Below are 25,027 nucleotides of genomic sequence, written 5' to 3'. Positions count from 1 at the left end.
CGGTGCGGCAGGGATGAATCGTCCGACGTTTGCGCGCGCGCGTGCACGAGCGCCGAAAAAACATTTGGGTGAACTGGACATTCTGCCGGCCCGTGCGGACCTTGCGCCGGATGAATGATTGTCGCGCCGGAACGGTATGAATCTGCCGGGCGGCGCTGCGTCATGCGCGTCGATCAAAAAATAAAAAAAGCGGGCAAGCCGATGAGGCTTGCCCGCCGGTGTGACGCGATGCCCGACGTCAGTTGCGCCACACCCGTACGGCGAGCGCGGCCAGCGACGTCGCGACGGCCAGCCCGGTCACCGCGTTCCAGCCCAGTTGCGCGAGCAACAGACTGCCGATCGCTGCGCCGGCCGCCATCCCGATGAACATGCCGACGAACAGCACCGCATTGAGGCGGCTGCGCGACGCGGGATCGATCCGGTAGACGATCGACTGGTGCGCGATCAGCGTGGCCTGCACGCCGAGATCGAAGCCGATCGTCGCGACCGCGAGCAGCACGAGTTGCGCATGCGGCGACATCAGCGGCGCGGCGGCCATCGACGCGAACGACACCGTTGCGATGCCGATTCCGATCCGCGTGACGCGCTCGGGGCCGTGATGGTCGGCGAGGCGCCCGGCGATCGGCGCGGCCAGCGCGCCGGCGGCGCCCGCGAGGCCAAAGGCGCCGGCGGCCGCGCTGCCGAGGTGGAACGGCGCGCCGTGCAGCATCACCGCGAGGGTCGACCAGAACGCGCTGAACCCCACGGCCAGCAGCCCCTGCGCGAGGGCGGCGCGGCGCAGTGCCGCATGCTCGCGCCACAGCGCGCCGAGCGAGCCGATCAGCGCGCGATACGGCAGCCGCGTGGTCGGCTCGAAGCGCGGCAACCCGCGCGCGGCCACGACGCCGATCACGGCGACGCTGGCGGCCGCGAGCGCGAACATCGCGCGCCAGCCGGCCGTCTCGGCGACGAACCCGGCGACGACGCGCGACAGCAGGATGCCGAGCAGCAACCCCGTCATCACCGTGCCGACGATGCGGCCGCGATGCATGTCGTGCGCGAGCGTCGCGGCGGCCGGCACGACGTCCTGCGCCATCGTCGCGGCGAGGCCGATCGCGAAGCTCGCCGCGAGCAGCAGCCCGAGCGACGGCGCGACGGCGGCCAGCAGCAGCGCGACGACCAGCGCGGCGGCCTTGGTCACGATCACGCGGCGCCGGTCGAAGCGGTCGCCGAGCGGCGCGAGCAGCAGGATGCCGAGCGCATAGCCGAGCTGCGTGAGCGTCGGCACGAAGCCGATTGCCTGCGCCGACGCGCCGAGATCGGGCGCGAGCGCGCCGAGCATCGGCTGCGCGTAGTAGAGCGGGGCGACGCCGAGGCCGGCGGCGGCCGCGAGCAGCAGCACGAGCCGGCGATCGGGCATCGAATGGGCGGCCGGACGGGCCGGAGCGTGCGCCGCGCGGGGCGCGGCATCGAGACGGGTCGGGGTGGACATCGCGTACATCCTGGGTTGAAGAAGGGGATGGACGCGAGTGTGGCCGTACGCGGCCGGCGACGGTAGTGCCGCCTCGCGCAGATTTGTTATACGCTCCACGAATGACCGAAAAATCCTCTTCTTCTCCCGCCGCTGGCGGGTCTCGACGCATTCAGGCGGTGCCGGTGGACGGTGCCGGCTATCGTTTCGAGCTGATGGAAACGTTCGTGCGCATAGTCGAGGCCGGCAGCCTGTCGGCGGCCGCCGTGCAGCTGCATACGACGCAGCCGACCATCAGCCGGCGGCTGCAGGCGCTGGAAAATTCGTTCGGCATGCGGCTGCTGCAACGCACGACCCATACGATGCGGCTGACCGTCGACGGCGAGCGGTGCTTCAAGCAGGCGAAGGAGCTGCTGGCGAGCTGGGCGGCGTTCGAGGCCGATTTGCGCGGCGCGCAGGAGGAGCCGGACGGGCTACTGCGCGTCGCGGTGCCGCACGCGTTCGGCCAGCAGCGTTTCGTTGCGCCGCTCGCGCAGTTCCTGCGCGACTATCCGCGCGTGTCGGTCGAGTGGCTGCTGCAGGACGAGGTGCGTGATTTCGTCGGCAGCGGCATCGATTGCGCGATCCAGGTCGGCGAGCCGACCGACCCGGGCGTGGTCGCGATCCGGATCGCGAAGGTGCCGCGTTTCGTGGTCGCCGCGCCGTCGGTGCTGAACGGTGCCGACGTCCCGGCCGACCCCGACGGGCTGGCCGCGCTGCCGTGGCTCGCGTTGCGCACCTACTACCGCAACGAGCTCACGCTGACGCATGCGGTCACGGGCGAGACGCGGCGCATCGCGATCCGGCCGCGCATCACGACCGCGAACCTGTATGCGCTGCGCAGCGCGGCGCTGCTGGGCGTCGGTGCGTGCGTCGGATCGTCATGGATGCTCGCCGGCCATCTCGCGCGCGGCGAGCTCGTCCATCTGGCACCCGAGTGGCAGGCCGCGCCGCTGCCCGTCTACCTGACCTATCCGCATGCGCAGTTCTATCCGTCGCGGCTCGTACGGTTCGTCGCGATGATGCGCGAGGCCGTGCCGATGCTTGTCGAAGGGCGCGAGGGCGAGCCGGCCGGCGCGTGACGGCCGCCGTGCCGTCAGCCCGTCAGCCGCGCCGGATTCCTTCCGGCAGCGCGCTGATCCGGCGTACCTCGGGCGAATCGAGCCACGCGCGCGACGTCGCGCAGTCGACGAACATGTCGGTCGCGTCCTCGCCCCAGAACAGGTCGTCGTCGAGTACGAACGTCGGCACACCGAATACGTTCTCGGCGATCGCGCGATCCGTGTTCGCGCGCAGCGCATCCTTGACCGGCTGGGCCTCGACCGCCGTGACGCCGTCCGGAAAGCCGACGGCGTCGCACAGCGCGGCGAAGCCTGCCGGCGTCGAGACGTCCTGGCCGTCGCGCCAGATATGCCGGAAGATCCGCCGGATCGCGTCGCGCGAGCCGCCCATCGCGATCGCGAGGCGCAGCGGCTTGATCGGATTGAACGGGTGCGCGGGCGGCATCCGGAATGCAATGCCGAGCTTGTCCGCGCGGTATTGCGCATGCCGATAGGTGAACACGCGTTTGGCCGCGATTTCCGCCGGCGCTTTCTGGCCCCAGTGTGCGAGCAGCGCGCCGAGCACGATCGGCCGCGGCTCGAACGCGGCGGCGGGCGGCAACCGGTCGAACTGTTCCTGTTGCAGATAGGCGAACGGCGAAACGAAATCGAAATACCAGCTGGCGGTGCGCGCGGCGTTCATCGCGGGTGTCTCCTCGGGCGGATCCGGTTGACGGTTGCACGTTCGGTGCGTCGCCGGCGAACGGCGCGCTGCGTGCATCGCCGCCCAGTGTCGCATGCGGCCGCCTTTCGCGCTGCCGTATCGCGTGCCGCGCGCAACCGGCGTCCTACGACCGGGCGGCGTCGTCCGCCGACGACGCGAGCCGCGCGAGACTGTCGCGCACGGCCGCCGCGTCGTAGCGGGCGCCCGCGCCGCCGAGTGCGACGGTCGCCTTCTGCGCGAGCGGCAGCAACATCGTGAGCGCCGCCGTCATCGCCGGCACGGCGGCGAGCCGCGATTTCGGGCCCGACACCGTCAGCGCACCGACGCATTCGCCGGCCGCGCCGAACACGGGCACGGACGCCGATGCCGTTTCCGGGTCGCGCTCGCCGTACGACGCGGCCCACAGCTGTTCGCGCACGTCGTTCCAGCGGGCGTCGTGCGTGTCGGTGAAGGCCAGCAGTACCTTGCCCGATGCGCCCTGGCCGACTGGAAACTCCTCGCCGACGCGGATCGACACGCGCACCGCCCGCGCGGGTTCGACGCGATACAGCACGGAGCGCACGTCGCCCTGGCGCACATAGAACGACGCCGTTTCCCCGAGCTCGCGGCTCAGCGTCTCGAGGAGCGGCTCGACCACCGGGCCGACGCGGAACGAACGCTGGTACAGCGCGGCAAGCCGCAACGGCTCGTGCCCGACCGCGTACTGGCCATCATCGAGCTTGCGCATGAATCCGCCATGCTCGAGCGCGGCGAGCAGGCGCAGGATCGTGCTCTTGTACAGCCCGGTGCGGCGCGACAACTCGGCGAGCGACAGCCGGTCGTCGGTCTGGCCGAACGCACGGAGGATCGCGAACGCGCGGTCGAGCACCGCGACGCCGCTGGACGCTTCTTCCATCGCCGGATCGGCTGCGCCGCCGGCGTGATCTGCTGGATTCCTGGGCACGGCCTGCTTCCTTCGAATGATGGTCGGCGGACTATATCGTTCTATCTGGCAGAACGCAAGTTCCAGAAAGACGCGATTTCACGGGTATACCCCGCTTATCGCCCATTCAACACCCGCTTAAAGTTCTGTCAAACAGAACTATGTTCTTTCGGATGGAACGATGAGGTGTCGAATGGAGGAAAATCCGAAGATGCTGGTCAGCGAAGTCGGCCCGCGCGACGGGCTGCAGAGCATCAAGACCGTGATGCCGACGGCCGCCAAGCTGAGCTGGATCACCGCGCTGGCCGCGGCCGGCCTGCGCGAGATCGAGGTCGGGTCGTTCGTGCCGGCCACGCTGTTGCCGCAGATGGCCGACGTGCGCGAAGTCGTCGCGCACGCGCTCGCGATTCCCGGTTTGCACGTCGCCGCGCTCGCGCCGAACCTGCGCGGCGCCGAGGGTGCGTTCGACGCGGGCGTGCACAAGCTGACGCTGCCGGTCTCGGTCACGGAAGCGCATTCGCTGGCCAACATCCGCAAGACGCCCGCGCAGATGATCGATGAGGTGCGCGCGATCGTCGCGCTGCGCGACGCGCGGTTTCCGTCGGTGCAGATCGAGGCCGGCGTGTCGGTTGCGTTCGGTTGCACGATTGCCGGCGCGGTCTCCGACGACGAGACGATTGCGATGGCCGTCGCAATGGCCGAATGCGGGGTCGATGAAATCGGCTTGTCCGACACCAGCGGTTATGCGAATCCCGCACAGGTGCGCCGGCTGTTCATGCGGCTGCAGCGCGAAGTCGGCGACAAGGCCGGCGGCGCGCATTTCCACAACACGCGCGGGCAGGGGCTCGCGAACGTCGTCGCGGCGCTCGACGCCGGCGTGACGACGATCGACGCGAGTCAGGGCGGCCTCGGCGGCTGCCCGTATGCGCCCGGCGCCACCGGCAACATCGTCACCGAGGATCTCGTGTTCCTGCTCGAAGCGATGGGATACGACACGGGCGTCGACGTCGACGCGCTGCTCGTCGCGCGCGCGATCCTGCAGGCGGCGCTGCCGTCCGAGGCGCTGTACGGCCACGTGCCGGACGCGGGCTTGCCGAAGGGATTCCGCTATGCGGATGGCCGCGCGCCGTCGGCCGCGCAACCGGAAGGATGCATGACGGGAGTCGCACGATGAACGATCGACAACCGGCTGCCGCGCTGCCGTATGCAGGCGTGCGCGTGATCGAGATGACGCACATGGTGATGGGCCCGACGTGCGGGATGCTGCTCGCGGATCTCGGCGCGGAAGTGATCAAGATCGAACCGATCGCGGGCGACAGCACGCGGGCACTGCGCGGTTCCGGCGCGGGCTTCTTCGGGATGTTCAACCGCAACAAGAAGAGCGTCGCGGTCGACGTGAAAGACCCGCGCGGGCTGGAGATCGTGCGGCGGCTCGTCGCGACGGCGGACGTGTTCAGCGAGAACTTCAAGAGCGGCACGATGGACCGGCTCGGGCTCGGTTACCCGCAGCTGGACGCGCTGAATCCGCGTCTCGTGTACGTGTCGCACAAGGGCTTCCTGCCGGGGCCGTATGAGCATCGCACCGCGCTCGACGAGGTCGTGCAGATGATGGGTGGCCTGGCCTACATGACGGGCCCCGAAGGGCGGCCGCTGCGCGCGGGCGCGAGCGTGAACGACATCATGGGCGGCATGTTCGGCGCGATCGGCGCGATGGCCGCGCTCGCGCAGCGTGAACGCACGGGCCGCGGCCAGCAGGTGCAGAGTTCGCTGTTCGAGAACAACGTGTTCCTCGTCGCGCAGCACATGATGCAGTTCGCGGTGACGGGGCAGGCCGCGTCGCCGATGCCGAGCCGGATTTCCGCGTGGGCTGTCTACGACGTGTTCTCCGTCAAGGATGACGAACAGATTTTTCTCGCGGTCGTGTCGGACACGCAGTGGGCGCTGTTCTGCGACGCGTTCGGCCTGGCCGCGCTGAAGGACGACCCGCGCCTCGCGACCAACAACCTGCGCGTACAGGCGCGCGAATGGCTGCTGCCCGAGCTGCGCTCGCGGCTGGCGCCGTACTCGGCAGCGGAGATCGGCGCGATCTTCGAATCGACCGGCCTGCCGTATGCGCCGATCACGAAGCCGCAGGACCTGTTCGACGATCCGCATCTGCTCGCCACGGGCGGCCTCGAAACCGTGACGCTGCCGGCCGACGCGAGCAGCGCCGGGCGGCCGGTCGACACGCGCACCGCGCTGCTGCCGCTGACGCTCGCGGGTGAACGCCTGCGGTTGCGCTCGGCGCCGCCCGCGCTCGGCCAGGACACGTGCGCGCTGCTCGGCGAACTCGGCTACACGCCGGACGACGCGCGTGCGCTGATCGAGTCGGGCGTCGTCGCGGGGCGGTACGGCGCGAACGTTTCCGCGCACGGCGACGCGCCGGGCGGCGCGCCGTCGGCGAACGAAGTGGCGAGCGCGTAGCGCAGCCGCGATTCATCGAACGAACAAAGGCGTCCGGGCCGCGCACCGCGCGGCAGAGGAGCGCCGCATCCACGGAGACAACCATGACATCCGCTTCCTCGGCGCTGCCCGTCGATCGCGACACCGACACGTCGGTCGAGCAACGGGCCGTGCGCAAGGCCGCGTGGCGCTTCATCCCGCTGCTCGCGCTCGCGTATTTCTTCAACTACCTGGATCGCACGAGCGTCGGCTTCGCGGCGCTCACGATGAACCGCGATCTCGGGCTGACCGCAACGCAGTTCGGCTGGGGCGCGGGGATCATGTTCGCCGGCTACTGCGTGTTCGAAGTGCCGAGCAATCTCGCGCTGTATCGCTTCGGTGCGCGCCGCTGGCTCGCCCGCATCATGATCACGTGGGGGCTGATGGCGGCCGCGACCGCGCTCGCGACCGGGCCGACCAGTTTCTACGCGATCCGCCTGCTGCTCGGCATCGGCGAAGCCGGGTTCTTTCCGGGCGTGATCTTCTTTCTCGCCGTGTGGTTTCCGGCGAGCTACCGCACGCGTGTGCTGGCGTGGTTCACCGTGTCGACGCCGCTGTCGTCGCTGGTCGGCGGCCCGCTGTCGACATGGCTGCTGCAGCTCGACGGCACGCTCGGGCTCGCCGGCTGGAAGTGGATGTTCATCGTCGAAGGGCTGCCCGCGTGCGCGCTCGGCTTCCTCGTGCTGAAGCTGCTGTCGGATTCGCCGGCGAATGCCGCGTGGCTGTCGGACGACGAGCGCGCCGCGCTGCAGCGCGCGTTCGAACGCGACGGCGCGGCGGCCGCCGGCCGCAAGAAGCGCTTCGGCGTCGCGCTGCGCGACGTGCGCGTGTACGTGCTTGCGCTGATCTCGTTCGGCTTCACGATGGGCTCGTACGGCATCGGCATCTGGTTGCCGCAAATGCTGAAGGCGCACGGGATGTCGACGATGCAGACTGGCTGGCTCTCCGCGGTGCCGTACTTCTTCGCCACGATCGCGCTGCTGTGGTGGGCGAAACGGGTGGACCGTCGCGGCGGCCCGGTCGCGAACCTGGCGATCGGCTTGTGCATCGGCGCGGTGGCGCTCGGCGTGTCGACCCATTTCCTGACGCTCGGGCCCGCGCTCGTCGGCATCACGCTCGCGCTGATCGGCACGATTGCCGGCCGCACGATCTTCTATACGCTGCCGTCGCGCTTCCTGTCCGGCCAGGCCGCGGCCGGCGGGTTGGCGCTGATCAATTCGATCGGCGCGCTCGGCGGCTTCGCGGGCCCCTATCTCGTCGGCTACCTGAAGGACAGCTTCGGCACCTTCACGGCCGGGATGCTTGGCCTCGCGATCGTGCTGGCGATCACGACGCTGCTCACGCTGTCGCTGTACGCGTTCGACCGGAGCGAATGACATGACCTTTTCGATCAAACGGCGCCGGTTGATCGGTGCGTCCGCCGCCTCGCTCGCGCTGCCCGCGTTCGCCGAGACGGCAGCCAACGATGGAGTTCCCCGCATGACGCAAAGCAACTACCTCACGGTTCGTCCCGACTGGCTCGCGTCGGCGCTCGAACCCGCGCTCGAGCCCGACCTGCCGATCGTCGACGCGCATCATCACTTCTACGAACGGCCGGGCTGGATCTACATGCTCGACGACTATCTGCGGGACGCGCGCTCGGGCCACAACATCCAGGCGTCCGTCTACATGCAGGCGCAGACGCGTTACCGCGATTCGGGCCCGGCCGAACTGAAGCCGGTGGGCGAGACGGCTTACGTCGCCGGCGTGACCGAGCCGCTGCAGCACGGCCCCGTGGCTGTCGCGAAAGGCATCGTCGGCCATGCGGACCTGCGGCTCGGCGAACGCGTGCGCGACGTGCTGGAAGCGCATGTCGAAGCCGGGCGTGGACGGTTTCGCGGCGTGCGCCACCTGAGTACGTGGGATGTCGACCCGACGCTCGCCAATCCGCTGTCGGCGGTACCGCGCGGGCTGCTGCTCGATCCCGCGTACCGGGCCGGTGTCGCGCAGCTCGCGCCGCTTGGGCTGTCGTACGACGCGTGGCTGTTCTTCCCGCAGTTGCCCGAATTGTTCGATCTCGCCAAAGCGAACCCGGAGACGCGGATCATCGTCAACCATTGCGGCGGCGTCGTGCGAATCGGCAGCTATGCGGACAAGCGGCCGGAGGTGTTCGAGCGCTGGTCGGCGTCGATGCGCACGCTCGCGCAATTGCCGAACGTGTACGTGAAGGTCGGCGGCCTCGGGATGCGCATCAACGGGTTCGATTTCGAGAAGGGCGCGAAGCCGCCGTCTTCGGCACAGCTCGCCGACACGTGGAAGCCGTGGATGATGACCTGCATCGACGCGTTCGGCCCCGGGCGCTGCATGTTCGAGAGCAATTTCCCGGTCGACAAGGGCTCGTATTCGTTCGTGAACGGCTGGAACGCGTTCAAGCGCCTGACCGCGCAGGCCAGCGCGGACGAGCGCGACGCGCTGTTCCGCGGCACGGTCACGCGCGCGTACCGGCTCGGCTGACGCGCGTGCGCGGCGTCAACCGGCTTCCACCAGCGCCGCGAGCCGCGCCAGCGCCATCCGCCAGCCGGTCTCGTTGTCGGCGGCCGGCACGCCGGGCGGTAGGCCGTCGTGCACCGCGTCCACGCGCGTGCCGCCCGCCTCGTCCGACAGCGTGATCGTGATCGTCATCGCGCCGCGCAGCATCGGATCGTCGGTTTCGAATACATCGATTTCGACGATCTGCTCGTCGGGCACGAGCGTGACGAAGCGGCCGTGATAGGTGTCGGTGCGCGCGGTGGTCTTGCCGGTGCCGGCCGACGGTGCGTCGTAGCTCAGCGACACGCGCAGCGCGCCGCCTTCGCGCGTGTCGTACGCGTGCACGCGGCAGGTCATGCCGTCGGGCACTTTCCATTGCTCGACCGCGTGCGGATCGAGCAGCGCGCGGTAGACGCGCCCGCGCGGCGCGTTCAGGTGCCGGCTGACCCGGGTCGAATGCGTGTGCGTATGCAACATGTCGCCTCCCGCGAAGCGTGCGAGACGGTGCACGCCGGCGCCCGGCGTGTCGTCATGCTTCCTTCGGGAATCCTAGGCGCGGGCGCGGCGGCATGCAATGACCGCACGCGCGGCGGCGTTCAGCGCAGCGTGGCGGCGAACGCGTCGAGCTGCGTGATGCAGGTGTTCCAGCCCTCGAAAAAGCCGAGCGCTTCGTGGCGCTCGCGCGTCGCGGCGTCGGGATGCATCACGCGCGCCTCGTAGCGGCTGCCCGCGTCGTCGTCGGCCATCGTGACGATCGCCGTGAAGCCCAGCCACGGCGTCTGCGGCCGCCAGCCGCCCGCGAGCATCGACGTGAACGCGATGCGCGATTCCGGCACGATGTCGAGAAAACAGCCGGGGTTGTCGCTCGTGCCGCCGTCGGGGCCGCTCATGAACGTATGGAAAGCGCCGCCCGGCCGCAGGTCGAACGCGCGTACCTCGGTGGTCCACGGCTTCGGGCACCACCATTCCTTCAACAGTTCCGGGTCGGTCCATGCGCGCCACAGCGCGTGGCGCGGCGCGCGCAACGTGCGCGTGATCACGAGATCGTGGGCTTCAGCGGGTTCGACGTGGCTGGCTGACATCTTGCTCCTCCTGGTGACGGCCTTCGACGAATTCGACGAGACTATCGGATCGCGCTTCCCACTGCGCGCGCTGCGCGGCGAGCCATGCCTCGGCCTCGGTCAGCCGGCTGCCGACCAGCGCGCAGGTGCGCGAGCGGCCGGTTTTCCGGGTCTTGACGAGGCCGCTGCGCTCGAGCACGGCGACATGCTTCATGAACGACGGCAGCGCCATGTCGAACGGCGCGGCCAGCGCGGAGACGGTCCGCTCGCCGTGGCCGAGCGCGCTGACGATCGCGCAGCGCGTCGGATCAGCGAGCGCCTGGAACACGTCGTTGATGCGGGGATGAAGGTTATCCATTCGGCTAAGTGTAGGTGATGTTGCCAGCGCTGCAACGACAATTTTCGTCGCGTACGATGATGGGGCGGTAACACGCGCCGACCGGCCACGGGGTTACCGGACGCCCGTCGCGGGACGTCGTGGCGCACGGCTCGACACCCAGCCGGCGTTGGTTACGATCCCGCCGGTGCCGAACCGACGCGTGCGGCCCATCGGACTCCTTGACTACCTGACTACCGGAGATGGCATGACCGAACCTGTTACCGTCCGTCGCGTCGGCGCGAGCGAAGCGATGGCCTGTGTCGATGCGCTGGCCGACGTGCTGATCGATTGCGTCGAAGGCGGCGCGTCCGTCAGCTTCATGTTGCCGATCGAGCGGCCGACCGCGGTCGCGTTCTGGACGCACGTGGCCGAGGGCGTCGAGAACGACGAGCGCATCCTGCTCGTCGCCGAGGATGCGTCCGGCCGGATCGTCGGCACCGTGCAGGTCGTGACCGCGCAGCCCGAGAACCAGCCGCACCGCGCGGACATCGCGAAGATGCTCGTGTCGCGGCACGCGCGCCGGCAGGGCGTCGCCGCGCGCCTGATGGCGGCGGCCGACGCGGCCGCACGCGACGCCGGCAAGACCGTGCTGGTGCTCGACACGGTGACGGGCGGCGACGCCGAGCGGCTGTACGAACGGGCTGGCTGGCAGCGCGTCGGCGTCGTGCCGAACTTTGCGCTGATGCCCGACGGCGCGCTGTGCGCGACGACGTTTTTCCACAAGCAGCTCGCGTAATGGCATTCGTCACACCGCCGCCTCGATGAAACGCTCCCACGTCGCTTTCGCCGTCACGGGCCTCCTCGTCGCGCTGCCGCTTGCCGCGTATGCGCTCGTCAAGCCGCTGCGCGTCGTCGCGCCCGCGCTGATTCCCGGCGTGTCGTGCCCGAGCGCCGACATCTGCACGGACGATGTCGCGAAGCTCGGCGATGCACGGTGGCTCTATCGCGACGGCTACGCGCGCGCGGCGGCGGCCGTCGGCGCGTTCCGGGCTTCACCGCGCGTCGTGTTCTGCTCGACGCGCGCGTGCGCCGATGCGTTCGGCCTCGGTTCGCGCGCGGCGCTGACGCTCGGGGATTTCGGCGTGATCGTGGCCCCGCGCGGCTGGCAGACCTACTTTCTCGCGCACGAGCTGATTCATCACCGGCAGGCGGAAGTGCTCGGCAACGTCGCGGTCGTGACCAAGCCGCGCTGGCTGATCGAAGGGATGGCGTATTCGCTCAGCGACGATCCGCGCCATCCGCTCGCGCAACCGTTCGAGTCGTGGCGCACGCAGTTTGCCGCGTGGAATGCGGCGCGCGGCGCGCAGCCGCTGTGGGATGCCGCGAGGGCAGTCCAATAGCGCGGCGACGGCGATGCGGTCGCGCGGGAATGGCGACGTGCCGCTACGCCGGCACGGCCGGATCGTCCGGCTGCCCCACGAGCGTGCGGCGCGCCGCATCGAGAATCTCGTCGGCGAATGCGGGATCGGTGCCGGCAACCGCCCGTGACAGCACCAGCGCGCCGACCATCTGGCTGAGGACGGCGATCGCGTCGCCGCGCGCGTCCGCCGCGGCCGAGCCTTCCATGGCGAGCATGCGTTCCAGCCGGTCGAGATACGCGGCGACGCCGCGCGTGTAGCAGGCACGCGCCGCGTCGGTCAGCCGCGGCGCATCGCCGGCGAAGCCCGACAGCGGGCAGCCGGCTTCGACGTTGTCGCGATGCGCGCCCGATAGGTACGCGGTCACCTGTTTCGCGACGCTGCCCGCGTTCGGCGAATCGGCGCGATCCTGCATGGCCTTGTCCACCACGGCGGCGACCAGCGCGTCCTTCGACTTGAAATGGTTGTAGAAGCCGCCCTGTGTGAAGCCGGCCTCCTTCATCAATTCCGTCAGCCCGACGGCGTCGACGCCGCGCACGCGGAACAGCCGCTCGGCGGCCGCGACGATCGCGTTGCGGTTGTCGGCGGCCTGTTGTCTCGAGACGCCCATCGATCCCTCCCTCTTTCCGGCAATTGCCACGATTGAAAAACACAATGGCGATCGACATTGACGTGCCGACCTCGCGCTGGCACCATGCGTCGCACGACGATGGTGATCGCCATTGAGATTCGAGTGTAGCCGACTTCGCGGACGAAGCGAAGCAATCGGCGCAGCGTGGATCGATGTCGGTCGGCGTCCCGGGTGCGGCGAGGCGAGGGCAGCGGGGCGGCCCGGCCGGCGCACTGGCGGTGCAACGGTTCGGTACGCGATGGCGGCGTGGTTTTTCACCGGATTCCGGGCGTGCGACGAACCGGCGCGCGCGGGATCGAATCTCCGAAAGGAAGGGTCATGAAGATCGAAGGGGCAGTCGTTTTCATCACGGGCGCGAACCGCGGGCTTGGCCTCGAGTTCGCGAAGCAGGCGCTCGAGCGGGGCGCGCGCAAGGTTTATGCGGGCGCACGCGATCCGGCCAGCGTGACGCTGCCGGGCGTGGTGCCCGTGAAGCTCGACGTGACCGATCCGGCGGCGGTCGCCGCGGCGGCCGAGGCGGCGCGCGACGTCACGCTGCTGATCAACAACGCCGGCATCGCGCGGCTCGGCAGCCTGACGGACGACGGCGCGGTCGATGCATTGCGCGCTCACCTGGAGACCAACGTGTTCGGAATGCTGGCGATGTCACGCGCGTTCGCGGGCACGCTCGCGGCTCACGGCGGCGGCGCGATCCTGAACATCCTGTCGGTCGCGAGCTGGGTGAACCGGCCGATCCTGTCGGGCTACGGCGTATCGAAATCGGCCGCATGGGCGCTGACCAACGGGCTGCGCCATTCGCTGCGCGAGCAGCGCACGCAGGTGGTCGGGCTGCATGCCGGCTTCATCGACACCGACCTGACGGCCGGCCTCGACGTGCCGAAAGCGACGCCGTCCGACGTCGTGCGCCAGGCGTACGACGCCATCGAGGCAGGGGCGGAGGAAGTGTCGACCGACGAGTTCACGCGGCAGGTGAAGGCCACGCTGTCGTCGGGCGTCTATCTGGAAGAACCGGCGCCGCGTTGATGCCGCCGGCACGGCGAACCCGCCGCCCGCGCCGTGCGCGGGGCGGCGGCGGATCGACTCGTCAGACCGTCGTGTCGATGATGCCCGGGATCTTCACGTCCGGGTTCACGTCCGCGTCGTAGTCGACGCCGGCGATCTCGAAGCCGAACAGGCGCAGGAACTCGGTCTTGTAGCCCGCGAAGTCGGTCATCTCGTACAGGTTCTCGTTCGTCACCTTGTCCCACATCGCGACGACCTTCGCCTGCACCTGCGGATCGAGCTCCTTGTAGTCCGCGCGCAAGCGGCCTTCTGCGTCGACGTGCGGCGTCGCGCCGTACAGGCTGTCCTTCAGGAGCCCGTACACCTGCTCGATGCAGCCTTCGTGCGTGCCGGTTTCCTTCATCACCTTGAACAGCAGCGACAGGTACAGCGGCATCATCGGGATCGCCGAGCTGGCCTGCGTGACGACGGCCTTCAGCACCGACACGCGGGCATCGCCGCCGTGCGCGGCCAGCTTGTCGCGGATCGACAGCACCTTCTTGTCGAGGTCCTTCTTCGCTTCGCCGATCGAGCCGTTCCAGTAGATGTCGTGCGTGATCTGCTCGCCGAGGTAGGTGAACGCGGTGGTCTTCGCGCCGTCGGCCAGCACGCCGGCTTCGGCCAGCGCGTCGATCCACATCTGCCAGTCCTCGCCGCCCATCACCGCGACGGTGCCGTCGATCTCTTCCTGCGTCGCCGGCTCGAGCGACACTTCGCGGATCACTTCCTTGTCGGTGTCGAGGCCGCGGAACGTGACGGCCTTGCCGACCGGCTTGAGCGTCGAGCTGATGGTTTCGCCCGTCTTCGGGTGCGTGCGGCGCGGTGCCGCGAGGCTGTAGACGACCAGGTCGACCTTGCCGAGATCCTGCTTGATGGTGTCGATCGTGACCTGCTTGACCTTGTCGGAGAATGCGTCGCCGTTGATGCTGCGCGCATACAGCCCCTTTTCGGCGGCGAATTTCTCGAACGCGGCGCTGTTGTACCAGCCGGCGGTGCCGGGCTTCGTTTCGCTGCCGGCGCGTTCGAAGAACACGCCGAGCGTGTCCGCGCCCGAGCCGAACGCGGCCGAGATCCGGGCGGCGAGGCCGTAGCCGGTCGACGCGCCGATCACGAGCACCTTTTTCGGGCCGTTGGCGATCGGGCCGTGCGAAGTCACGTAATCGATCTGTTCCTTGACGTTGGCTTCGCAGCCGACCGGATGAGTCGTCACGCAGATGAAGCCACGCACGCGCGGTTTGATGATCATGGGAGAACCTCTAGTCAGAAAGGCGGGGACGGCCTGAAATCGGAAAAATCCCGCGCATTGTAAAGGAAGCGGCCGATCGCGGGCGGCCGCGGCCGGCAGGCGCCGGATCGCCCGGCTATTTCTCTCTTGACAGAAATAACTGAAAAAACTAAATTCCCCACCATGGAACTCACACCGATTGCCGAACGATTCATTCTCCACTGGGGCGAAATGGGCTCGCGGTGGGGCGTCAACCGTACTGTCTCGCAGATTCACGCGCTGCTCTACCTGGCCGGACGGCCGGTTGCGGCCGACGAGATCGCCGAGACGCTCAACGTCGCACGCTCCAACGTCAGCACGAGCCTGAAGGAGCTGCAGGCGTGGCGGCTCGCGAAGGTCGTGCACGTGCTGGGCGATCGCCGCGACCACTTCGAGACGTCGACCGACATCTGGGAGCTGTTCAAGCTGATCGTCGAAGGGCGGCGGCAACGCGAGATCGAGCCGACGCTCACGGTGCTGCGCGATTGCCTGACGAATCCGGAGATCGCGAACGAGAGCCGCGAGACCGAACAGCGCATTCGCGACACGCTGCAGTTCGTCGAGACGCTCACGACCTGGTCCGACGAAATGCTGCGGCTCAAGCCCGATACGCTGATGAAGGCGCTCGGCATCGGCGCGAAGATCAGCCAGACGGTCAGGCGCAAGCCGTCGAAGTAAGCGGTAACGGCAGAGCGGGCACGCAGCCCGCTTTTTTCGGGACTTTTATTTCTGTCTGTACAGAAATAACTGTAAATAGAGGGCGAGCATGAACGCAGCCTTGCCATTGAATTGCCCGCCCGATCGCACCGGCGCGCGCGGCATGACCGTGCTCGTCTGCGGCGCGAACGGTTTCATCGGGCAGGCGCTATGCGCGCGGCTCGAAGCCGGCGGGCATCGCGTGCTGCGCGGCGTGCGCCGCGCGGCCGGCCCGCACGACGTCGCGATCGACTTCGCGCAGGACGTCGATTCTCGAGGGTGGCTCGCGCGGCTGAAGGGCGTCGACGTGGTGATCAACGCGGTCGGCATGCTGGCCGATCGACGCGGCGTGACGCTCGACGCCGTGCATCGCGCCGCGCCGTGCGCGCTTTTTACCGCGTGCTGCCTTGCCGGCGTGCGTCGTGTGATCCAGATTTCGGCGCTCGGAGTCGAGCGCGGCGATACGCGGTACTTCGCGAGCAAGCAGGCGGCCGACCGTTTCCTGCAGACGCTGCCGATCGACTTCCGCATCGTGCGGCCGGCGCTCGTCTACGGGGCGGCCGGCGCGTCCGCGCGGTTCTTCCGGATGCTCGCGAGCCTGCCCGTGCATGTACTGCCGGCGGGCGGCCGTCAGCGGTTGCGGCCGGTGCACGTCGACGATCTCGCCGAAGTCGTGGCGCGGCTCGTCGCGCAAACGGGCGATTCGCAGGCGGCGGGCAGCCGGGTGATCGACGTGGTCGGCAGCGACGAGGTCGAGTACCGCGAGATGCTGGCCGGCTACCGTGCCGCGCTGGGATTTCCGCCGGCGGCCCGCGTGACGCTGCCGGGCCCGCTGGTCGGCGCGGCGGCCGCACTGCTCGGCACGCTGCCGGGGGCGATGTTGACGCGCGACACATGGACGATGCTGCGCGGCGGCAACACCGGCGATCCGGCGGCCGTCACGGCCGTGCTGGGCCGCCCGCCGCGCGGCCTCGGCGGCTTCGTCGGCGCGGAAGCCGGCGCATTGCGCCGCGACGCGCTCGCGATGTGGCGGCGCCCGTTGCTGCTGGGGGCGCTCGCGATCGTGTGGATCTGGACGGCGATCGCGAGCGCCTTCATCCATCCGCTGCACGCGAGCCTCGCGCTGCTGGCGCCTGCGCACCTGACGGGCCTGCCCGCGCGGATCGCGCTTTACGCGGCCAGCGCGCTGGACTTCGCGTTCGGCATCGCGACCGTCGTCGCGCCGTCGCGGCGCCTGTGGGCCGCGCAGGCGGCGCTGATCATCGCGTACTCGGCGGTCATCGCGGTCACGATGCCGGGCCTGCTGGCCGAACCGTTCGGCCCCGTGCTCAAGAACGTGCCGATTCTCGCCATCCTGTCGATCCTCTATTCAGAAGAAGAACACGCATGAACACCTATCTCGTCATCAAGGCGCTTCACATCCTGTCTTCGGTGCTGCTGGTCGGCACGGGGTTCGGCACCGCGTTCTACCTGTTCTTTGCGAACCGCACGCGGTCGGTGCCCGCGATCGCGGCCGTGTCGCGGCTCGTGGTGCGCGCGGACTGGTGGTTCACGACGCCGGCCGTGATCTTCCAGCCGGCGTCCGGGCTGTGGCTCGCGCATACGGCCGGCTGGCCGTGGCATACGCCGTGGCTGCTCGCATCGATCGTGCTGTATGCGGTCGCCAGCGCGTGCTGGCTGCCGGTCGTGTGGCTGCAGCTCGAACTTGCATCGATGGCGAAGCTCGCGCACGCGAACGGCGACGCCGCGTTGCCGGAGCGCTACTGGCGCTATGCGAAGCGCTGGGAACTGCTCGGCTATCCGGCGTTCTTCGCGATGCTGACCGTGTATTTCCTGATGGTGGTCAAGCCGATGTGAGCCCGCCGCCGTCGCGCGGGAGCGGCGGCATACGCGGGAAAGCAGTCGATCGATCGGTTCACGATGCTTGCGATAACAAGAAGGAGTGCAAAGCATGCATGCCAATGAATTGGTGCTGTACTTCGACGGGCGATGTCCGTTATGCGTCGCCGAAGTCCGGCGTCTCGGCGAGCGCGACGTGCGACATCGGCTGGCGTTCGTCGATATCGCCGAGCCGGGTTTCGATCCGGCGCCGCTGGGCGTCGACCTGCCCGCGCTCAATCGCGAACTGCATGCACGCCTGCCCGACGGACGCATGCTGACCGGCATCGACGGCATCGCGGCCGCCCGTGCGCTGGTTGGGCGTCGCGGGTTCGCCTGGCTGCTTCGCGTGCCAGCGATGCGTGCCGTGTTCGCGCCGCTGTATCGCCGCCTCGCACGCAACCGATATGCCGTATCGCGCTGGCTCGGATATCGCGCGCAAGCCTGCTGCGAAGGCGACGTGTGCAGCATCGGCAGGAACGCCGAAAGCGCGGCGGCGAATCGCCAGCCGCGCGACAAGCTGCGCCGCGTCGCTGTGAACGTAATGTACGCCGCCGCGATCGCGCATCTGCTCGTCGGCGTGGCGATTCCGTGGCTTGCCGGCGCGCCATGGCTCGACGCCTATCACCGCGGCATCGAGCGGCATTTCTGGTCGACAGCGGCGCCCGAAGCCGCGCGCGCCCAGCAGGTCTGGTGGCTGTCGCTGCTCGGCGCGACGGTGCAGTGCGCCGCGGTCTGGATGCTCGCGCTCGTCCATCTCGGCAACCGGTTGCGGAAGCGGGAAGTATGGGGCTGGCTGCTGGCCGGCCTGTTGATCTGGGCGCCGCAGGACATGCTGTTGTCGTGGCAGGCGCAGGTGTGGGGGCACGTGGCGATCGATGTGGCCGCGCTCGTCGCGATGGTGCCGCCGCTTATCTGGTTGTGGAGGAGGGATACCGCATGAACACGTTGCCGGCTTTCGACTGGGCGCTCAACCTGCTGATCGTGCAGGGCGCGATGGGCGCATTCGATACGCTTTACCACCACGAACTCACGCAGGACCTGCCGCACAGCCCGCGCGCGCGGGTCGAACTGGCGATTCACGCGGTGCGGTCCGTGCTGTACGGCCTCGTGTTCGCGTCGATCGCGAACGTCGCGTTTCACGGCGCGTGGGTCGCGGCGCTCGCGACGGTCGTGCTCGTCGAAGTGGGGCTGACGTTGTGGGATTTCGTCGTCGAGGACCAGAGCCGCAAGCTGCCGGCGACCGAGCGCGTGCTGCATACGCTGCTGGCCGTCAACGGCGGCGCGCTGTTCGGGATGATCGCGATGCAGCTCGCCGTGTGGGCGCACGAACCCACCGCGCTGCACGCGATCGACGTCGGCTGGCGCGGCTGGCTGCTCAGCCTGTTCGCCGTCGGCGTGGCGGTGTCGGGCGTGCGCGACGGAATCGCCGCGTGCCGCATCGCGCGACGCGCGCCGGCCGCCAACCCGTTCGCGGGGCAGCGGCCGGGCAACGTGCTCGTCACCGGCGGGACCGGCTTCATCGGCGAAGCGCTCGTGAACCGGTTGCTCGATGCAGGGCATACGGTCACGTTGCTGGCGCGCGATCCGTTGCGCGCGGCCTACCTGTTTCAAGGCCGCGTGCGCAGCGTGACGTCCGTCGATCAGTTGCAGCCGCACGAGCGCTTCGACACGGTGATCAATCTCGCCGGCGCGCCGGTGCTGGGCGCGCGCTGGAGCCCGCGTCGGCAGGCGCTGCTGCTCGCCAGCCGCGTCGGCGTCACGCAGGCGCTGATGCGCTGGGTCGAAACCGCCGAGGTCAAGCCGCGCACGTGGATCCAGGCGTCGGCGATCGGCTACTACGGCGTGCGGCCGGGCGACGAACGGCTCGACGAAGGCAGCCGCGCCGGCACCGGCTTCATGTCCGAGCTGTGCCGGCAGTGGGAGGCGGCCGTGCAACCGCTCGGGCGCCACGGCGTGCGTGCGGTGGTGCTGCGGCTGGGCATCGTGTTCGGCCCGGGCGGCGCGTTGCGCCCGATGCTGCTGCCGCATTACTTCGGGCTGGGCGGACGATTCGGCGACGGCGCGCAGGTGATGAGCTGGATTCACCGCGACGACGTATTGCGGATCGTCGCGCGAGCGATGTCCCACGCGGGCATGCGCGGCGTCTACAACGCGGTCGCACCGGCGCCGCTGACCCAGCGCGCGTTCGTGCAGGTCGTGACGAAGGTGCTGCGCCGCCCGGCGTTCCTGCACGTGCCGGCCGCGCCGCTGCGCGCGGCGATGGGCGAGATGGCCGAGCTGCTGCTGGACGGGCAGCGCGTGGTGCCGGCACGGCTGCATCAGGACGGATTCATGTTCCGCTTCCCGACGGCCGAGCACGCGCTGCGCGATCTGACGAATCGGCCGCACACCGATTTCGCGCCCGCGCTCTGCCGTTTCCCGCGAGGTCGTGTATAAATTCGGCGTGAACGCGTCCGGCGCGTGCCGTGCGCGCCGAACGCTCCGCACCCGATCCCTCAAGGAGACAGCATGTTGCACGTCCTCGGCAAGATTCCGTCCATCAACGTCCGCAAGGTGCTGTGGCTGTGCACCGAGCTGAACCTGCCGTTCGAACAGGAAGACTGGGGCGCGGGTTTCCGCACGACCCACGATCCGGCCTATCTCGCGTTGAATCCGAACGCGCTCGTGCCCGTCATCAAGGATGACGATTTCGTGCTGTGGGAATCGAACACGATCATCCGCTATCTCGCGAACCGCTACGGCGGCGATGCGCTGTATCCGGCCGAGCCGCAGGCGCGTGCGCGTGTCGACCAGTGGATCGACTGGCAGGGCTCGGACCTGAACCGCTCGTGGGTCGGTGCATTCCTCGGCCTCGTGCGCAAGTCTCCCGAGCACCAGGATCCGGACGGCATCGCGCGGTCGATCGCGGGCTGGACGACGCACATGCGCGTGCTGAACGCGCAGCTCGACAAGACCGGCGCGTACGTGGCCGGCAACACGTTCACGCTGGCGGATATCCCGATCGGCCTGTCGGTGAACCGCTGGTTCGGCACGCCGTTCGAGCATCCGGAACTGCCGGCGGTGTCGCGCTACATCGAACGTCTCGCGACGCGCGAAGGGTTCAAGCAGTACGGGGGCAGCGCGAATCCGTAATGCGGCGCGGATAGCGCGTGAAGCGGCGGCGTCGCCACGGCCGCCGCCGTAGCGCGTGCGGCGGCCGGGCGCCCGTCGTCACGCACCGGGCGCCGGCACCGCGTCGAGCACGCGCGCGAGAAACGCCTCGTGATTCCACGCGGCTTCCGGCCGCGACAGCCCGAGCCGCACGACCACCAGCTCGCGGCTCGGCACCACGCTCACGAACTGGCCTTCATGGCCGACCGCATGAAACGCGTCGGCCGGCATCGCGCGCGCATGCGGACCGCGATCGTTGAACGGCTCCGGCACCTTCACCCACAACTGCGCGCCGAATTCCTGCCGCGACGACTGTGGCGTCGCACGCGTCAGGTAACGCACCCAGCCTTCCGGCAGCAGCCGCTGCCCATTCCACACGCCGTCCTGCAGCAGAAACTGACCGAAGCGCGCCCAGTCGTGTGCGCTCGCATACAGGTACGACGCGCTGACGAGCGTGCCGGACGCATCGGGCTCGAACACCGCGCTGCGCATCCCGAGCGGCGCGAACAGCGCGCGGCGCGGAAACGCGAGGTAGTCGGCGTCGCTGCCGCCCAGCGCTTCGCGCATCACGCGCGCGACGATCGCGCTCGTGCCGCTCGAGTACGACCACTGCGCGCCGGGCGCCGCGGCAAGCGGTTTCGCCGACGCGAACCGCGCGGTATCGGGCTGCGTGAACAGCATCACCGCGACGTCGGACAGCGGATCGTCGTAGTCCTCGTTGAATTGCAGGCCGCTCGTCATCCGCAGCAGCGCGTCGAGCGTGATGGCCGCGCGCGGATCGCCGCTGCCGCGCCATTCGGGCAGCAGCGCCGACGCGTCCGGCGACAGCTTGTGTTGCGCGACCAGCGTGCCGACCAGCGCGGCCGTCACGGTCTTCGTCATCGACCAGCCCGGCAGCGGCGTGTCGGCCGTGAAGCCGGGCGCATAGCGTTCGGCGATCACGTGTCCGCGCCACATCACGACGACCGCGCGCGTGCGCCGCGGCCGCGCCGGATCGGGTTCGTCGAACGCGCGGTCGAGCGCGGTCTGCAGCGTGTGGGCGTCGATGCCGGCGGGCGGCGTGGCCGGAGCGGGCGGATCGGGTTGAGCGGGCGGCGGATCGGGGAGGGGCGGCAACGCGGCCGGCAAGGTGGCCGCCGCCGCACCGGTCGCGGACCCGAGCGCGAGCGTGCAGCCGAGGCCGGGCCGGAAGTCGGCTTCACGTTTGGCAAAGCCGGCGAAGGTCGCCACCGCGCGATGATGGTCGGGATCGAGCGACGGCCGTACCAGTTTCAGCAGCGGATGGACGCCGGCCGTGATGTCGACGTCGATCACGGACGCGGCCGGGCGGCCCGACACGAACACGCCCGAACACAGCGCCTTGGCCGCATAGCCGGTCGCGATCGGCGCGAGCCGGGACAGCATGTAGCCCGTGTAGCCGATTGCGGCCACGAGCGCGAGCGCGACACCGCGCAGCATCAGCTTCTTGAGGGGAATCGTCATGCGCGAGCGTCCTCGGTGGCGTGCCGGCCGGCAACGATCCGGCAGTGTCGCAGGTTCGGGCGATGCGGTGCAATCGCGGCTGCGTGACGACGGCCGCATGCTGTCGCGCTGCCGCCCACACGACGGTTCGGCACGCGTCGCACGTCGCGCGAGTTGATATCGGGACGGCCATCGACCGATAATCGTCCGGCATCGCTTCCCCAGTCCTGCTGTCCAATCGAGATCGGAAAACGCCATGTCCTACGACAACAACAACCCGTTCGCCAAAATCCTGCGCGGCGAACTGCCGTGCGTGAAGGTCGCCGAAGACGACGCGACGCTCGCGATCATGGATCTGATGCCGCAGGCCGACGGCCATGTGCTCGTGATTCCAAAGGAGCCGGCCGCGCAGATTTTCGAGCTGTCCGGCGATGCGGCCGCGGCCGGCATCCGCATGACGCAGCGCGTCGCGGCCGCGGTGCGCGCGGCACTCGAGCCGGATGGCGTGTTCATCGGCCAGTTCAATGGCGCGGCCGCCGGCCAGACGGTCCCGCACGTGCATTTCCACGTGATTCCGCGCTGGGAAGGCGCGGCGCTGCGGATGCATGCGCGCGACATCGCCGACGCCGCGACGCTCGAAGCGCTGGCGCAGCGCATTCGCGCCCGCTTCGTGTAACAAACCCGTCCGCACCCGGCGCGGCGGCTGCCCACCGGCCGGCCGCCGCGCCGCCCAAGGTTGTTTCGGCGGTCACGCGAGGTAACACGTGTAACCGCCCGGGAAACTCGGCCGGCCGGGCCCGGCGCTAGACTCCGCGCATTGTTTCATCGAGCGACACGAGGGGCGGATCGCCTCTTCGTGCCGGCCGTCGCGCGGTGCGGCGACACGCGGCGGCGCGGTTTTCGCGAGATGCCATTCGTCTTTCGCGCCGGGAGCCGAGCCATGTTCAGACTTCTCATCACGCTTGCCCTGATCGGCGGCCTGTCCGGCTGCTACGTCGCGCCGCCGTACGGCTACGCGCCCGCACCGGCCTACTACGGCTATGCGCCCGCGTATTACGCGCCGCCCGTCACGGTCGGCATCGGCGGCCACTTCCACATCCGCTGATCCGTCGCAGCGCGCCGGCCGCGGCCATGCCGGCCCGGTCGGCTGCCGTCGGCCGGACGATACACGCGCGTTCGCTCGCCGCATGACGGTGCGGCACGGCACTCGCGGTGCGCAGTTCCTATACTTCACAGGAATGCGTATCCCTGCGAGGCCGTCATGACAGCCACCCCCAAGGTCATCGTTCTGTCGAGCCTGTCCACGCTCGTGTATCTCGGGCTCGCCGTGCTCGGCAGCGGCGGGTTCGCCGCGTTCTTCTCGCATCCACAGCTGATCGTCATCGTCGTCGCGACGCTCGCGATGGCCGTCGCCGCGCTGTTTACCGAAGGCAACCTGAGCAGCGGCGAGCGGGAGAGTCGCGACAACCGCTGGGTGCTCGCGGCCTTCGCGGTGAGCGGCTTCCTGCTCGCATACCTGCCCGCGCTGACCGACCGGCTCGACGTCTGGACCTTCGGCGGCGACACGGCGCGCTGGATTGGCGTCGCGCTGTACCTCGTGGGCGGTGTGCTACGCATGTGGCCCGTGTTCGTGCTCGGCAAGCGCTTCAGCGGGCTCGTCGCGATCCAGCCGGGCCATACGCTCGTGACCGGGGGCATCTACAGCCGCATCCGCAATCCGAGCTATCTCGGCCTGGTCGTCAATTCGCTCGGATGGGCGCTCGCGTTCCGTTCCGGCGTGGGCGTGCTGCTGGTCGTGCTGACGCTGGTGCCGCTCGTCGCCCGCATCCGCTCGGAGGAGGCATTGCTGCGTTCGGAATTCGGCGCCGAATACGACGCGTACTGCGCGCGGACGTGGCGGTTGCTGCCCGGCGTGTACTGACCCTCCTCGTCTTCCCCCCGACCGGCGTTCGGAGGCCTGCTCGCGGCTTGTGCAGATGTGTTGCCACGTGTGTCCCGAATGTGCGGCGGCCTGCATGTCCGGCCTGTCGCGATGCGGGGCCGGAATCGTGCCGAAGCCAATACCGGCAAGGGTTTCAGCCGGATTAGACGGCCGCGTTCATCGCCAGTTATTCGTAAACAACTTGTTACCACAATGTCCACGGCAGGAATGCGGGACCGGTGCTATTCTTCGCCGCAAGCTCGTTGAAATGAATTGGTCCGCGGTTCGGCACAATGCCTGGCCCGACATCGATCGATTCAGATCGTCGTACCGAGCGGACCTCGATAACCAGAATTGCGAACAAGGAAGAATACGGGAATGTGGAAGAAAATCGCCCCCGCTCTCGTCGTCGCCGCGTTGACCGGCGCGACTGCACTGCCGGCCGTAGCCGGTGACTTGAACAACGCGCTTGGCGGCGCGCTCGGCGGGGTTGCCGGCGCGGCGGTCGGCGGCGCGGTCGGCGGCAGCACGGGCTCCGTCATCGGCGGCGCGATCGGCGGCGGCGCCGGCGGCGCGGTGACGTCGAACCGTCGCGAGCGCACCGGCGCGATCATCGGCGGCGCCCTCGGCGGCGGCGCGGGTACCGCGGCAGGCAACGCGATGGGCGGCCGTACGGGCGGCCTGCTGGGCGCGGCCGTCGGCGGCGGCGCCGGCGCGGCGCTTGGCGGCAACATGTCGCGCAGCTCGTACGAGCGCGATCACGGCGACCGCGGCTACCATCGCCGCAAGCATCGCCACCACCGCGACTGGGACTGATCGCCGCTGGCGCGGCCCGGTGCGCGATCCGCGCACCGGCGCGCCGATGGCGTCGGCATCCCGACGCGAGCTTCAGCCCGGCGCGCTGCCGGGCCGCTTCGCCGGCCAGACCGGCGATTCTCCTCCGGCTTCATCAGCCGCTGCCATGTGCCCGATTGACGGGCCGGCCATTCTCCTTCCGCTGTTTTCCCCTTTGTCGACGAC

27 protein-coding genes are annotated in these 25,027 nt (G+C 69.3%); 18 read left to right on the top strand and 9 right to left on the bottom strand.

Annotation, left to right across the window (positions count from 1 at the left end):
• Window positions 1–238: 238 nt before the first annotated feature.
• The gene (locus CFB89_RS27975) at window positions 239–1,471 is read right to left on the bottom strand and encodes an MFS transporter (RefSeq protein WP_089470929.1); all 1,233 of its coding nucleotides are present in this window, start codon (window positions 1,469–1,471) and stop codon (window positions 239–241) included.
• A 101-nt stretch (window positions 1,472–1,572) separates the two neighbouring features.
• Here CFB89_RS27975 and CFB89_RS27970 point away from each other — a divergent pair, with 101 nt between their 5' ends.
• Window positions 1,573–2,571, top strand: a complete 999-nt coding sequence (locus CFB89_RS27970; protein WP_089470774.1) for a LysR family transcriptional regulator — start codon at window positions 1,573–1,575, stop codon at window positions 2,569–2,571.
• Between the two features lie 22 nt (window positions 2,572–2,593).
• Here CFB89_RS27970 and CFB89_RS27965 read toward each other — a convergent pair whose 3' ends face one another.
• Window positions 2,594–3,232 carry a 2-hydroxychromene-2-carboxylate isomerase gene (locus CFB89_RS27965; protein WP_089470773.1) on the bottom strand — a complete coding sequence of 213 codons (639 nt, stop codon included), beginning with the start codon at window positions 3,230–3,232 and terminating at the stop codon, window positions 2,594–2,596.
• A 145-nt stretch (window positions 3,233–3,377) separates the two neighbouring features.
• Window positions 3,378–4,196: an IclR family transcriptional regulator gene (locus tag CFB89_RS27960; RefSeq protein ID WP_089470772.1), complete on the bottom strand. Its 819-nt coding sequence runs from the start codon at window positions 4,194–4,196 to the stop codon at window positions 3,378–3,380.
• Between the two features lie 160 nt (window positions 4,197–4,356).
• Between CFB89_RS27960 and CFB89_RS27955 the strand changes: the two genes are divergently transcribed.
• From CFB89_RS27955 to CFB89_RS27940, 4 genes are all read left to right on the top strand, one after another.
• Window positions 4,357–5,349, top strand: a complete 993-nt coding sequence (locus CFB89_RS27955; protein ID WP_089470771.1) for a hydroxymethylglutaryl-CoA lyase — start codon at window positions 4,357–4,359, stop codon at window positions 5,347–5,349.
• Window positions 5,346–6,638: a CaiB/BaiF CoA-transferase family protein gene (locus CFB89_RS27950; RefSeq protein WP_089470770.1), complete on the top strand. Its 1,293-nt coding sequence runs from the start codon at window positions 5,346–5,348 to the stop codon at window positions 6,636–6,638. The genes CFB89_RS27955 and CFB89_RS27950 overlap by 4 nt, the downstream gene beginning before the upstream one ends.
• 83 nt (window positions 6,639–6,721) lie before the next feature.
• On the top strand, window positions 6,722–8,032 hold the full coding sequence (locus CFB89_RS27945) for an MFS transporter (protein WP_089470769.1): 1,311 nt from the start codon (window positions 6,722–6,724) through the stop codon (window positions 8,030–8,032).
• A gap of 1 nt (window position 8,033) precedes the next feature.
• On the top strand, window positions 8,034–9,149 hold the full coding sequence (locus tag CFB89_RS27940; RefSeq protein WP_089470768.1) for an amidohydrolase: 1,116 nt from the start codon (window positions 8,034–8,036) through the stop codon (window positions 9,147–9,149).
• Window positions 9,150–9,164: 15 nt separating this feature from the next.
• Here CFB89_RS27940 and CFB89_RS27935 read toward each other — a convergent pair whose 3' ends face one another.
• From CFB89_RS27935 to CFB89_RS27925, 3 genes are all read right to left on the bottom strand, one after another.
• Window positions 9,165–9,641: an SRPBCC family protein gene (locus CFB89_RS27935; protein ID WP_089470767.1), complete on the bottom strand. Its 477-nt coding sequence runs from the start codon at window positions 9,639–9,641 to the stop codon at window positions 9,165–9,167.
• Window positions 9,642–9,760: 119 nt separating this feature from the next.
• Entirely contained in the window at window positions 9,761–10,246 is a 486-nt protein-coding gene (locus tag CFB89_RS27930) for an SRPBCC family protein (protein ID WP_089470766.1), read from the bottom strand.
• Window positions 10,218–10,583: a helix-turn-helix transcriptional regulator gene (locus CFB89_RS27925; protein ID WP_089470765.1), complete on the bottom strand. Its 366-nt coding sequence runs from the start codon at window positions 10,581–10,583 to the stop codon at window positions 10,218–10,220. Before CFB89_RS27925 ends, CFB89_RS27930 begins: the two co-directional genes overlap by 29 nt.
• A gap of 226 nt (window positions 10,584–10,809) precedes the next feature.
• Between CFB89_RS27925 and CFB89_RS27920 the strand changes: the two genes are divergently transcribed.
• Both CFB89_RS27920 and CFB89_RS27915 read left to right on the top strand, forming a co-directional pair.
• A complete protein-coding gene (locus CFB89_RS27920; RefSeq protein ID WP_089470764.1) occupies window positions 10,810–11,340 on the top strand; it encodes a GNAT family N-acetyltransferase in 531 nt (176 codons plus the stop codon).
• Between the two features lie 25 nt (window positions 11,341–11,365).
• The gene (locus CFB89_RS27915) at window positions 11,366–11,944 is read left to right on the top strand and encodes a hypothetical protein (protein ID WP_089470763.1); all 579 of its coding nucleotides are present in this window, start codon (window positions 11,366–11,368) and stop codon (window positions 11,942–11,944) included.
• Between the two features lie 43 nt (window positions 11,945–11,987).
• Here the strand turns inward: CFB89_RS27915 and CFB89_RS27910 are convergent, their stop codons facing one another.
• Window positions 11,988–12,572 (bottom strand): TetR/AcrR family transcriptional regulator, encoded by a 585-nt coding sequence (locus CFB89_RS27910; RefSeq protein WP_089470762.1) that lies wholly within the window; start codon window positions 12,570–12,572, stop codon window positions 11,988–11,990.
• A 339-nt stretch (window positions 12,573–12,911) separates the two neighbouring features.
• Between CFB89_RS27910 and CFB89_RS27905 the strand changes: the two genes are divergently transcribed.
• The gene (locus tag CFB89_RS27905; RefSeq protein WP_089470761.1) at window positions 12,912–13,616 is read left to right on the top strand and encodes an SDR family oxidoreductase; all 705 of its coding nucleotides are present in this window, start codon (window positions 12,912–12,914) and stop codon (window positions 13,614–13,616) included.
• 61 nt (window positions 13,617–13,677) lie between these two features.
• On the opposite strand, the gene fabV is transcribed toward CFB89_RS27905, so the two are convergent.
• Window positions 13,678–14,880, bottom strand: a complete 1,203-nt coding sequence (gene fabV, locus CFB89_RS27900; protein ID WP_089470760.1) for an enoyl-ACP reductase FabV — start codon at window positions 14,878–14,880, stop codon at window positions 13,678–13,680.
• Window positions 14,881–15,042: 162 nt separating this feature from the next.
• Between fabV and CFB89_RS27895 the strand changes: the two genes are divergently transcribed.
• The 6 genes from CFB89_RS27895 (at window position 15,043) to CFB89_RS27870 (ending at window position 20,607) form a co-directional block, all read left to right on the top strand.
• Window positions 15,043–15,576, top strand: coding sequence for a GbsR/MarR family transcriptional regulator (locus CFB89_RS27895; protein ID WP_006480371.1), 534 nt, complete (start codon window positions 15,043–15,045; stop codon window positions 15,574–15,576).
• Between the two features lie 88 nt (window positions 15,577–15,664).
• Window positions 15,665–16,984, top strand: a complete 1,320-nt coding sequence (locus tag CFB89_RS27890; protein ID WP_089470759.1) for an SDR family oxidoreductase — start codon at window positions 15,665–15,667, stop codon at window positions 16,982–16,984.
• Window positions 16,981–17,451 (top strand): DUF2269 domain-containing protein, encoded by a 471-nt coding sequence (locus tag CFB89_RS27885; RefSeq protein ID WP_089470758.1) that lies wholly within the window; start codon window positions 16,981–16,983, stop codon window positions 17,449–17,451. The genes CFB89_RS27890 and CFB89_RS27885 overlap by 4 nt, the downstream gene beginning before the upstream one ends.
• 94 nt (window positions 17,452–17,545) lie before the next feature.
• Window positions 17,546–18,415 carry a thiol-disulfide oxidoreductase DCC family protein gene (locus tag CFB89_RS27880; RefSeq protein ID WP_089470757.1) on the top strand — a complete coding sequence of 290 codons (870 nt, stop codon included), beginning with the start codon at window positions 17,546–17,548 and terminating at the stop codon, window positions 18,413–18,415.
• On the top strand, window positions 18,412–19,911 hold the full coding sequence (locus CFB89_RS27875; protein ID WP_089470756.1) for a TIGR01777 family oxidoreductase: 1,500 nt from the start codon (window positions 18,412–18,414) through the stop codon (window positions 19,909–19,911). Before CFB89_RS27880 ends, CFB89_RS27875 begins: the two co-directional genes overlap by 4 nt.
• A 72-nt stretch (window positions 19,912–19,983) precedes the next feature.
• Window positions 19,984–20,607, top strand: a complete 624-nt coding sequence (locus tag CFB89_RS27870) for a glutathione S-transferase family protein (RefSeq protein WP_089470755.1) — start codon at window positions 19,984–19,986, stop codon at window positions 20,605–20,607.
• 78 nt (window positions 20,608–20,685) lie between these two features.
• Here CFB89_RS27870 and CFB89_RS27865 read toward each other — a convergent pair whose 3' ends face one another.
• Window positions 20,686–22,107: a serine hydrolase gene (locus CFB89_RS27865; protein WP_089470754.1), complete on the bottom strand. Its 1,422-nt coding sequence runs from the start codon at window positions 22,105–22,107 to the stop codon at window positions 20,686–20,688.
• 235 nt (window positions 22,108–22,342) lie between these two features.
• Between CFB89_RS27865 and CFB89_RS27860 the strand changes: the two genes are divergently transcribed.
• The 4 genes from CFB89_RS27860 (at window position 22,343) to CFB89_RS27850 (ending at window position 24,823) form a co-directional block, all read left to right on the top strand.
• The gene (locus CFB89_RS27860; RefSeq protein WP_089470753.1) at window positions 22,343–22,762 is read left to right on the top strand and encodes an HIT family protein; all 420 of its coding nucleotides are present in this window, start codon (window positions 22,343–22,345) and stop codon (window positions 22,760–22,762) included.
• 264 nt (window positions 22,763–23,026) lie between these two features.
• Complete coding sequence (locus CFB89_RS35105) at window positions 23,027–23,191, top strand: hypothetical protein (protein ID WP_179233547.1); 165 nt, start codon at window positions 23,027–23,029, stop codon at window positions 23,189–23,191.
• A 156-nt stretch (window positions 23,192–23,347) separates the two neighbouring features.
• Entirely contained in the window at window positions 23,348–24,007 is a 660-nt protein-coding gene (locus CFB89_RS27855; protein ID WP_089470752.1) for an isoprenylcysteine carboxylmethyltransferase family protein, read from the top strand.
• 378 nt (window positions 24,008–24,385) lie between these two features.
• A complete protein-coding gene (locus CFB89_RS27850) occupies window positions 24,386–24,823 on the top strand; it encodes a hypothetical protein (protein WP_089470751.1) in 438 nt (145 codons plus the stop codon).
• The last annotated feature ends 204 nt before the right edge of the window (window positions 24,824–25,027 follow it).

This window comes from Burkholderia sp. AU16741 (assembly GCF_002223345.1).
Taxonomy (GTDB): domain Bacteria; phylum Pseudomonadota; class Gammaproteobacteria; order Burkholderiales; family Burkholderiaceae; genus Burkholderia; species Burkholderia sola.
Note: the sequence above shows the minus strand (reverse complement) of the source record. Positions and strands in the feature narration are given on the sequence as shown.

What these genes read in the sequence shown, in the direction of transcription:
- CFB89_RS27975 (WP_089470929.1), bottom strand. Translation starts at nt 1,471, where the DNA reads ATGTCCACCCCGACCCGTCTCGATGCCGCGCCCCGCGCGGCGCACGCT.
- CFB89_RS27970 (WP_089470774.1), top strand. Translation starts at nt 1,573, where the DNA reads ATGACCGAAAAATCCTCTTCTTCTCCCGCCGCTGGCGGGTCTCGACGC.
- CFB89_RS27965 (WP_089470773.1), bottom strand. Translation starts at nt 3,232, where the DNA reads ATGAACGCCGCGCGCACCGCCAGCTGGTATTTCGATTTCGTTTCGCCG.
- CFB89_RS27955 (WP_089470771.1), top strand. Translation starts at nt 4,357, where the DNA reads ATGAGGTGTCGAATGGAGGAAAATCCGAAGATGCTGGTCAGCGAAGTC.
- CFB89_RS27950 (WP_089470770.1), top strand. Translation starts at nt 5,346, where the DNA reads ATGAACGATCGACAACCGGCTGCCGCGCTGCCGTATGCAGGCGTGCGC.
- CFB89_RS27945 (WP_089470769.1), top strand. Translation starts at nt 6,722, where the DNA reads ATGACATCCGCTTCCTCGGCGCTGCCCGTCGATCGCGACACCGACACG.
- CFB89_RS27940 (WP_089470768.1), top strand. Translation starts at nt 8,034, where the DNA reads ATGACCTTTTCGATCAAACGGCGCCGGTTGATCGGTGCGTCCGCCGCC.
- CFB89_RS27935 (WP_089470767.1), bottom strand. Translation starts at nt 9,641, where the DNA reads ATGTTGCATACGCACACGCATTCGACCCGGGTCAGCCGGCACCTGAAC.
- CFB89_RS27930 (WP_089470766.1), bottom strand. Translation starts at nt 10,246, where the DNA reads ATGTCAGCCAGCCACGTCGAACCCGCTGAAGCCCACGATCTCGTGATC.
- CFB89_RS27925 (WP_089470765.1), bottom strand. Translation starts at nt 10,583, where the DNA reads ATGGATAACCTTCATCCCCGCATCAACGACGTGTTCCAGGCGCTCGCT.
- CFB89_RS27920 (WP_089470764.1), top strand. Translation starts at nt 10,810, where the DNA reads ATGACCGAACCTGTTACCGTCCGTCGCGTCGGCGCGAGCGAAGCGATG.
- CFB89_RS27915 (WP_089470763.1), top strand. Translation starts at nt 11,366, where the DNA reads ATGAAACGCTCCCACGTCGCTTTCGCCGTCACGGGCCTCCTCGTCGCG.
- CFB89_RS27910 (WP_089470762.1), bottom strand. Translation starts at nt 12,572, where the DNA reads ATGGGCGTCTCGAGACAACAGGCCGCCGACAACCGCAACGCGATCGTC.
- CFB89_RS27905 (WP_089470761.1), top strand. Translation starts at nt 12,912, where the DNA reads ATGAAGATCGAAGGGGCAGTCGTTTTCATCACGGGCGCGAACCGCGGG.
- fabV (WP_089470760.1), bottom strand. Translation starts at nt 14,880, where the DNA reads ATGATCATCAAACCGCGCGTGCGTGGCTTCATCTGCGTGACGACTCAT.
- CFB89_RS27895 (WP_006480371.1), top strand. Translation starts at nt 15,043, where the DNA reads ATGGAACTCACACCGATTGCCGAACGATTCATTCTCCACTGGGGCGAA.
- CFB89_RS27890 (WP_089470759.1), top strand. Translation starts at nt 15,665, where the DNA reads ATGAACGCAGCCTTGCCATTGAATTGCCCGCCCGATCGCACCGGCGCG.
- CFB89_RS27885 (WP_089470758.1), top strand. Translation starts at nt 16,981, where the DNA reads ATGAACACCTATCTCGTCATCAAGGCGCTTCACATCCTGTCTTCGGTG.
- CFB89_RS27880 (WP_089470757.1), top strand. Translation starts at nt 17,546, where the DNA reads ATGCATGCCAATGAATTGGTGCTGTACTTCGACGGGCGATGTCCGTTA.
- CFB89_RS27875 (WP_089470756.1), top strand. Translation starts at nt 18,412, where the DNA reads ATGAACACGTTGCCGGCTTTCGACTGGGCGCTCAACCTGCTGATCGTG.
- CFB89_RS27870 (WP_089470755.1), top strand. Translation starts at nt 19,984, where the DNA reads ATGTTGCACGTCCTCGGCAAGATTCCGTCCATCAACGTCCGCAAGGTG.
- CFB89_RS27865 (WP_089470754.1), bottom strand. Translation starts at nt 22,107, where the DNA reads ATGACGATTCCCCTCAAGAAGCTGATGCTGCGCGGTGTCGCGCTCGCG.
- CFB89_RS27860 (WP_089470753.1), top strand. Translation starts at nt 22,343, where the DNA reads ATGTCCTACGACAACAACAACCCGTTCGCCAAAATCCTGCGCGGCGAA.
- CFB89_RS35105 (WP_179233547.1), top strand. Translation starts at nt 23,027, where the DNA reads ATGTTCAGACTTCTCATCACGCTTGCCCTGATCGGCGGCCTGTCCGGC.
- CFB89_RS27855 (WP_089470752.1), top strand. Translation starts at nt 23,348, where the DNA reads ATGACAGCCACCCCCAAGGTCATCGTTCTGTCGAGCCTGTCCACGCTC.
- CFB89_RS27850 (WP_089470751.1), top strand. Translation starts at nt 24,386, where the DNA reads ATGTGGAAGAAAATCGCCCCCGCTCTCGTCGTCGCCGCGTTGACCGGC.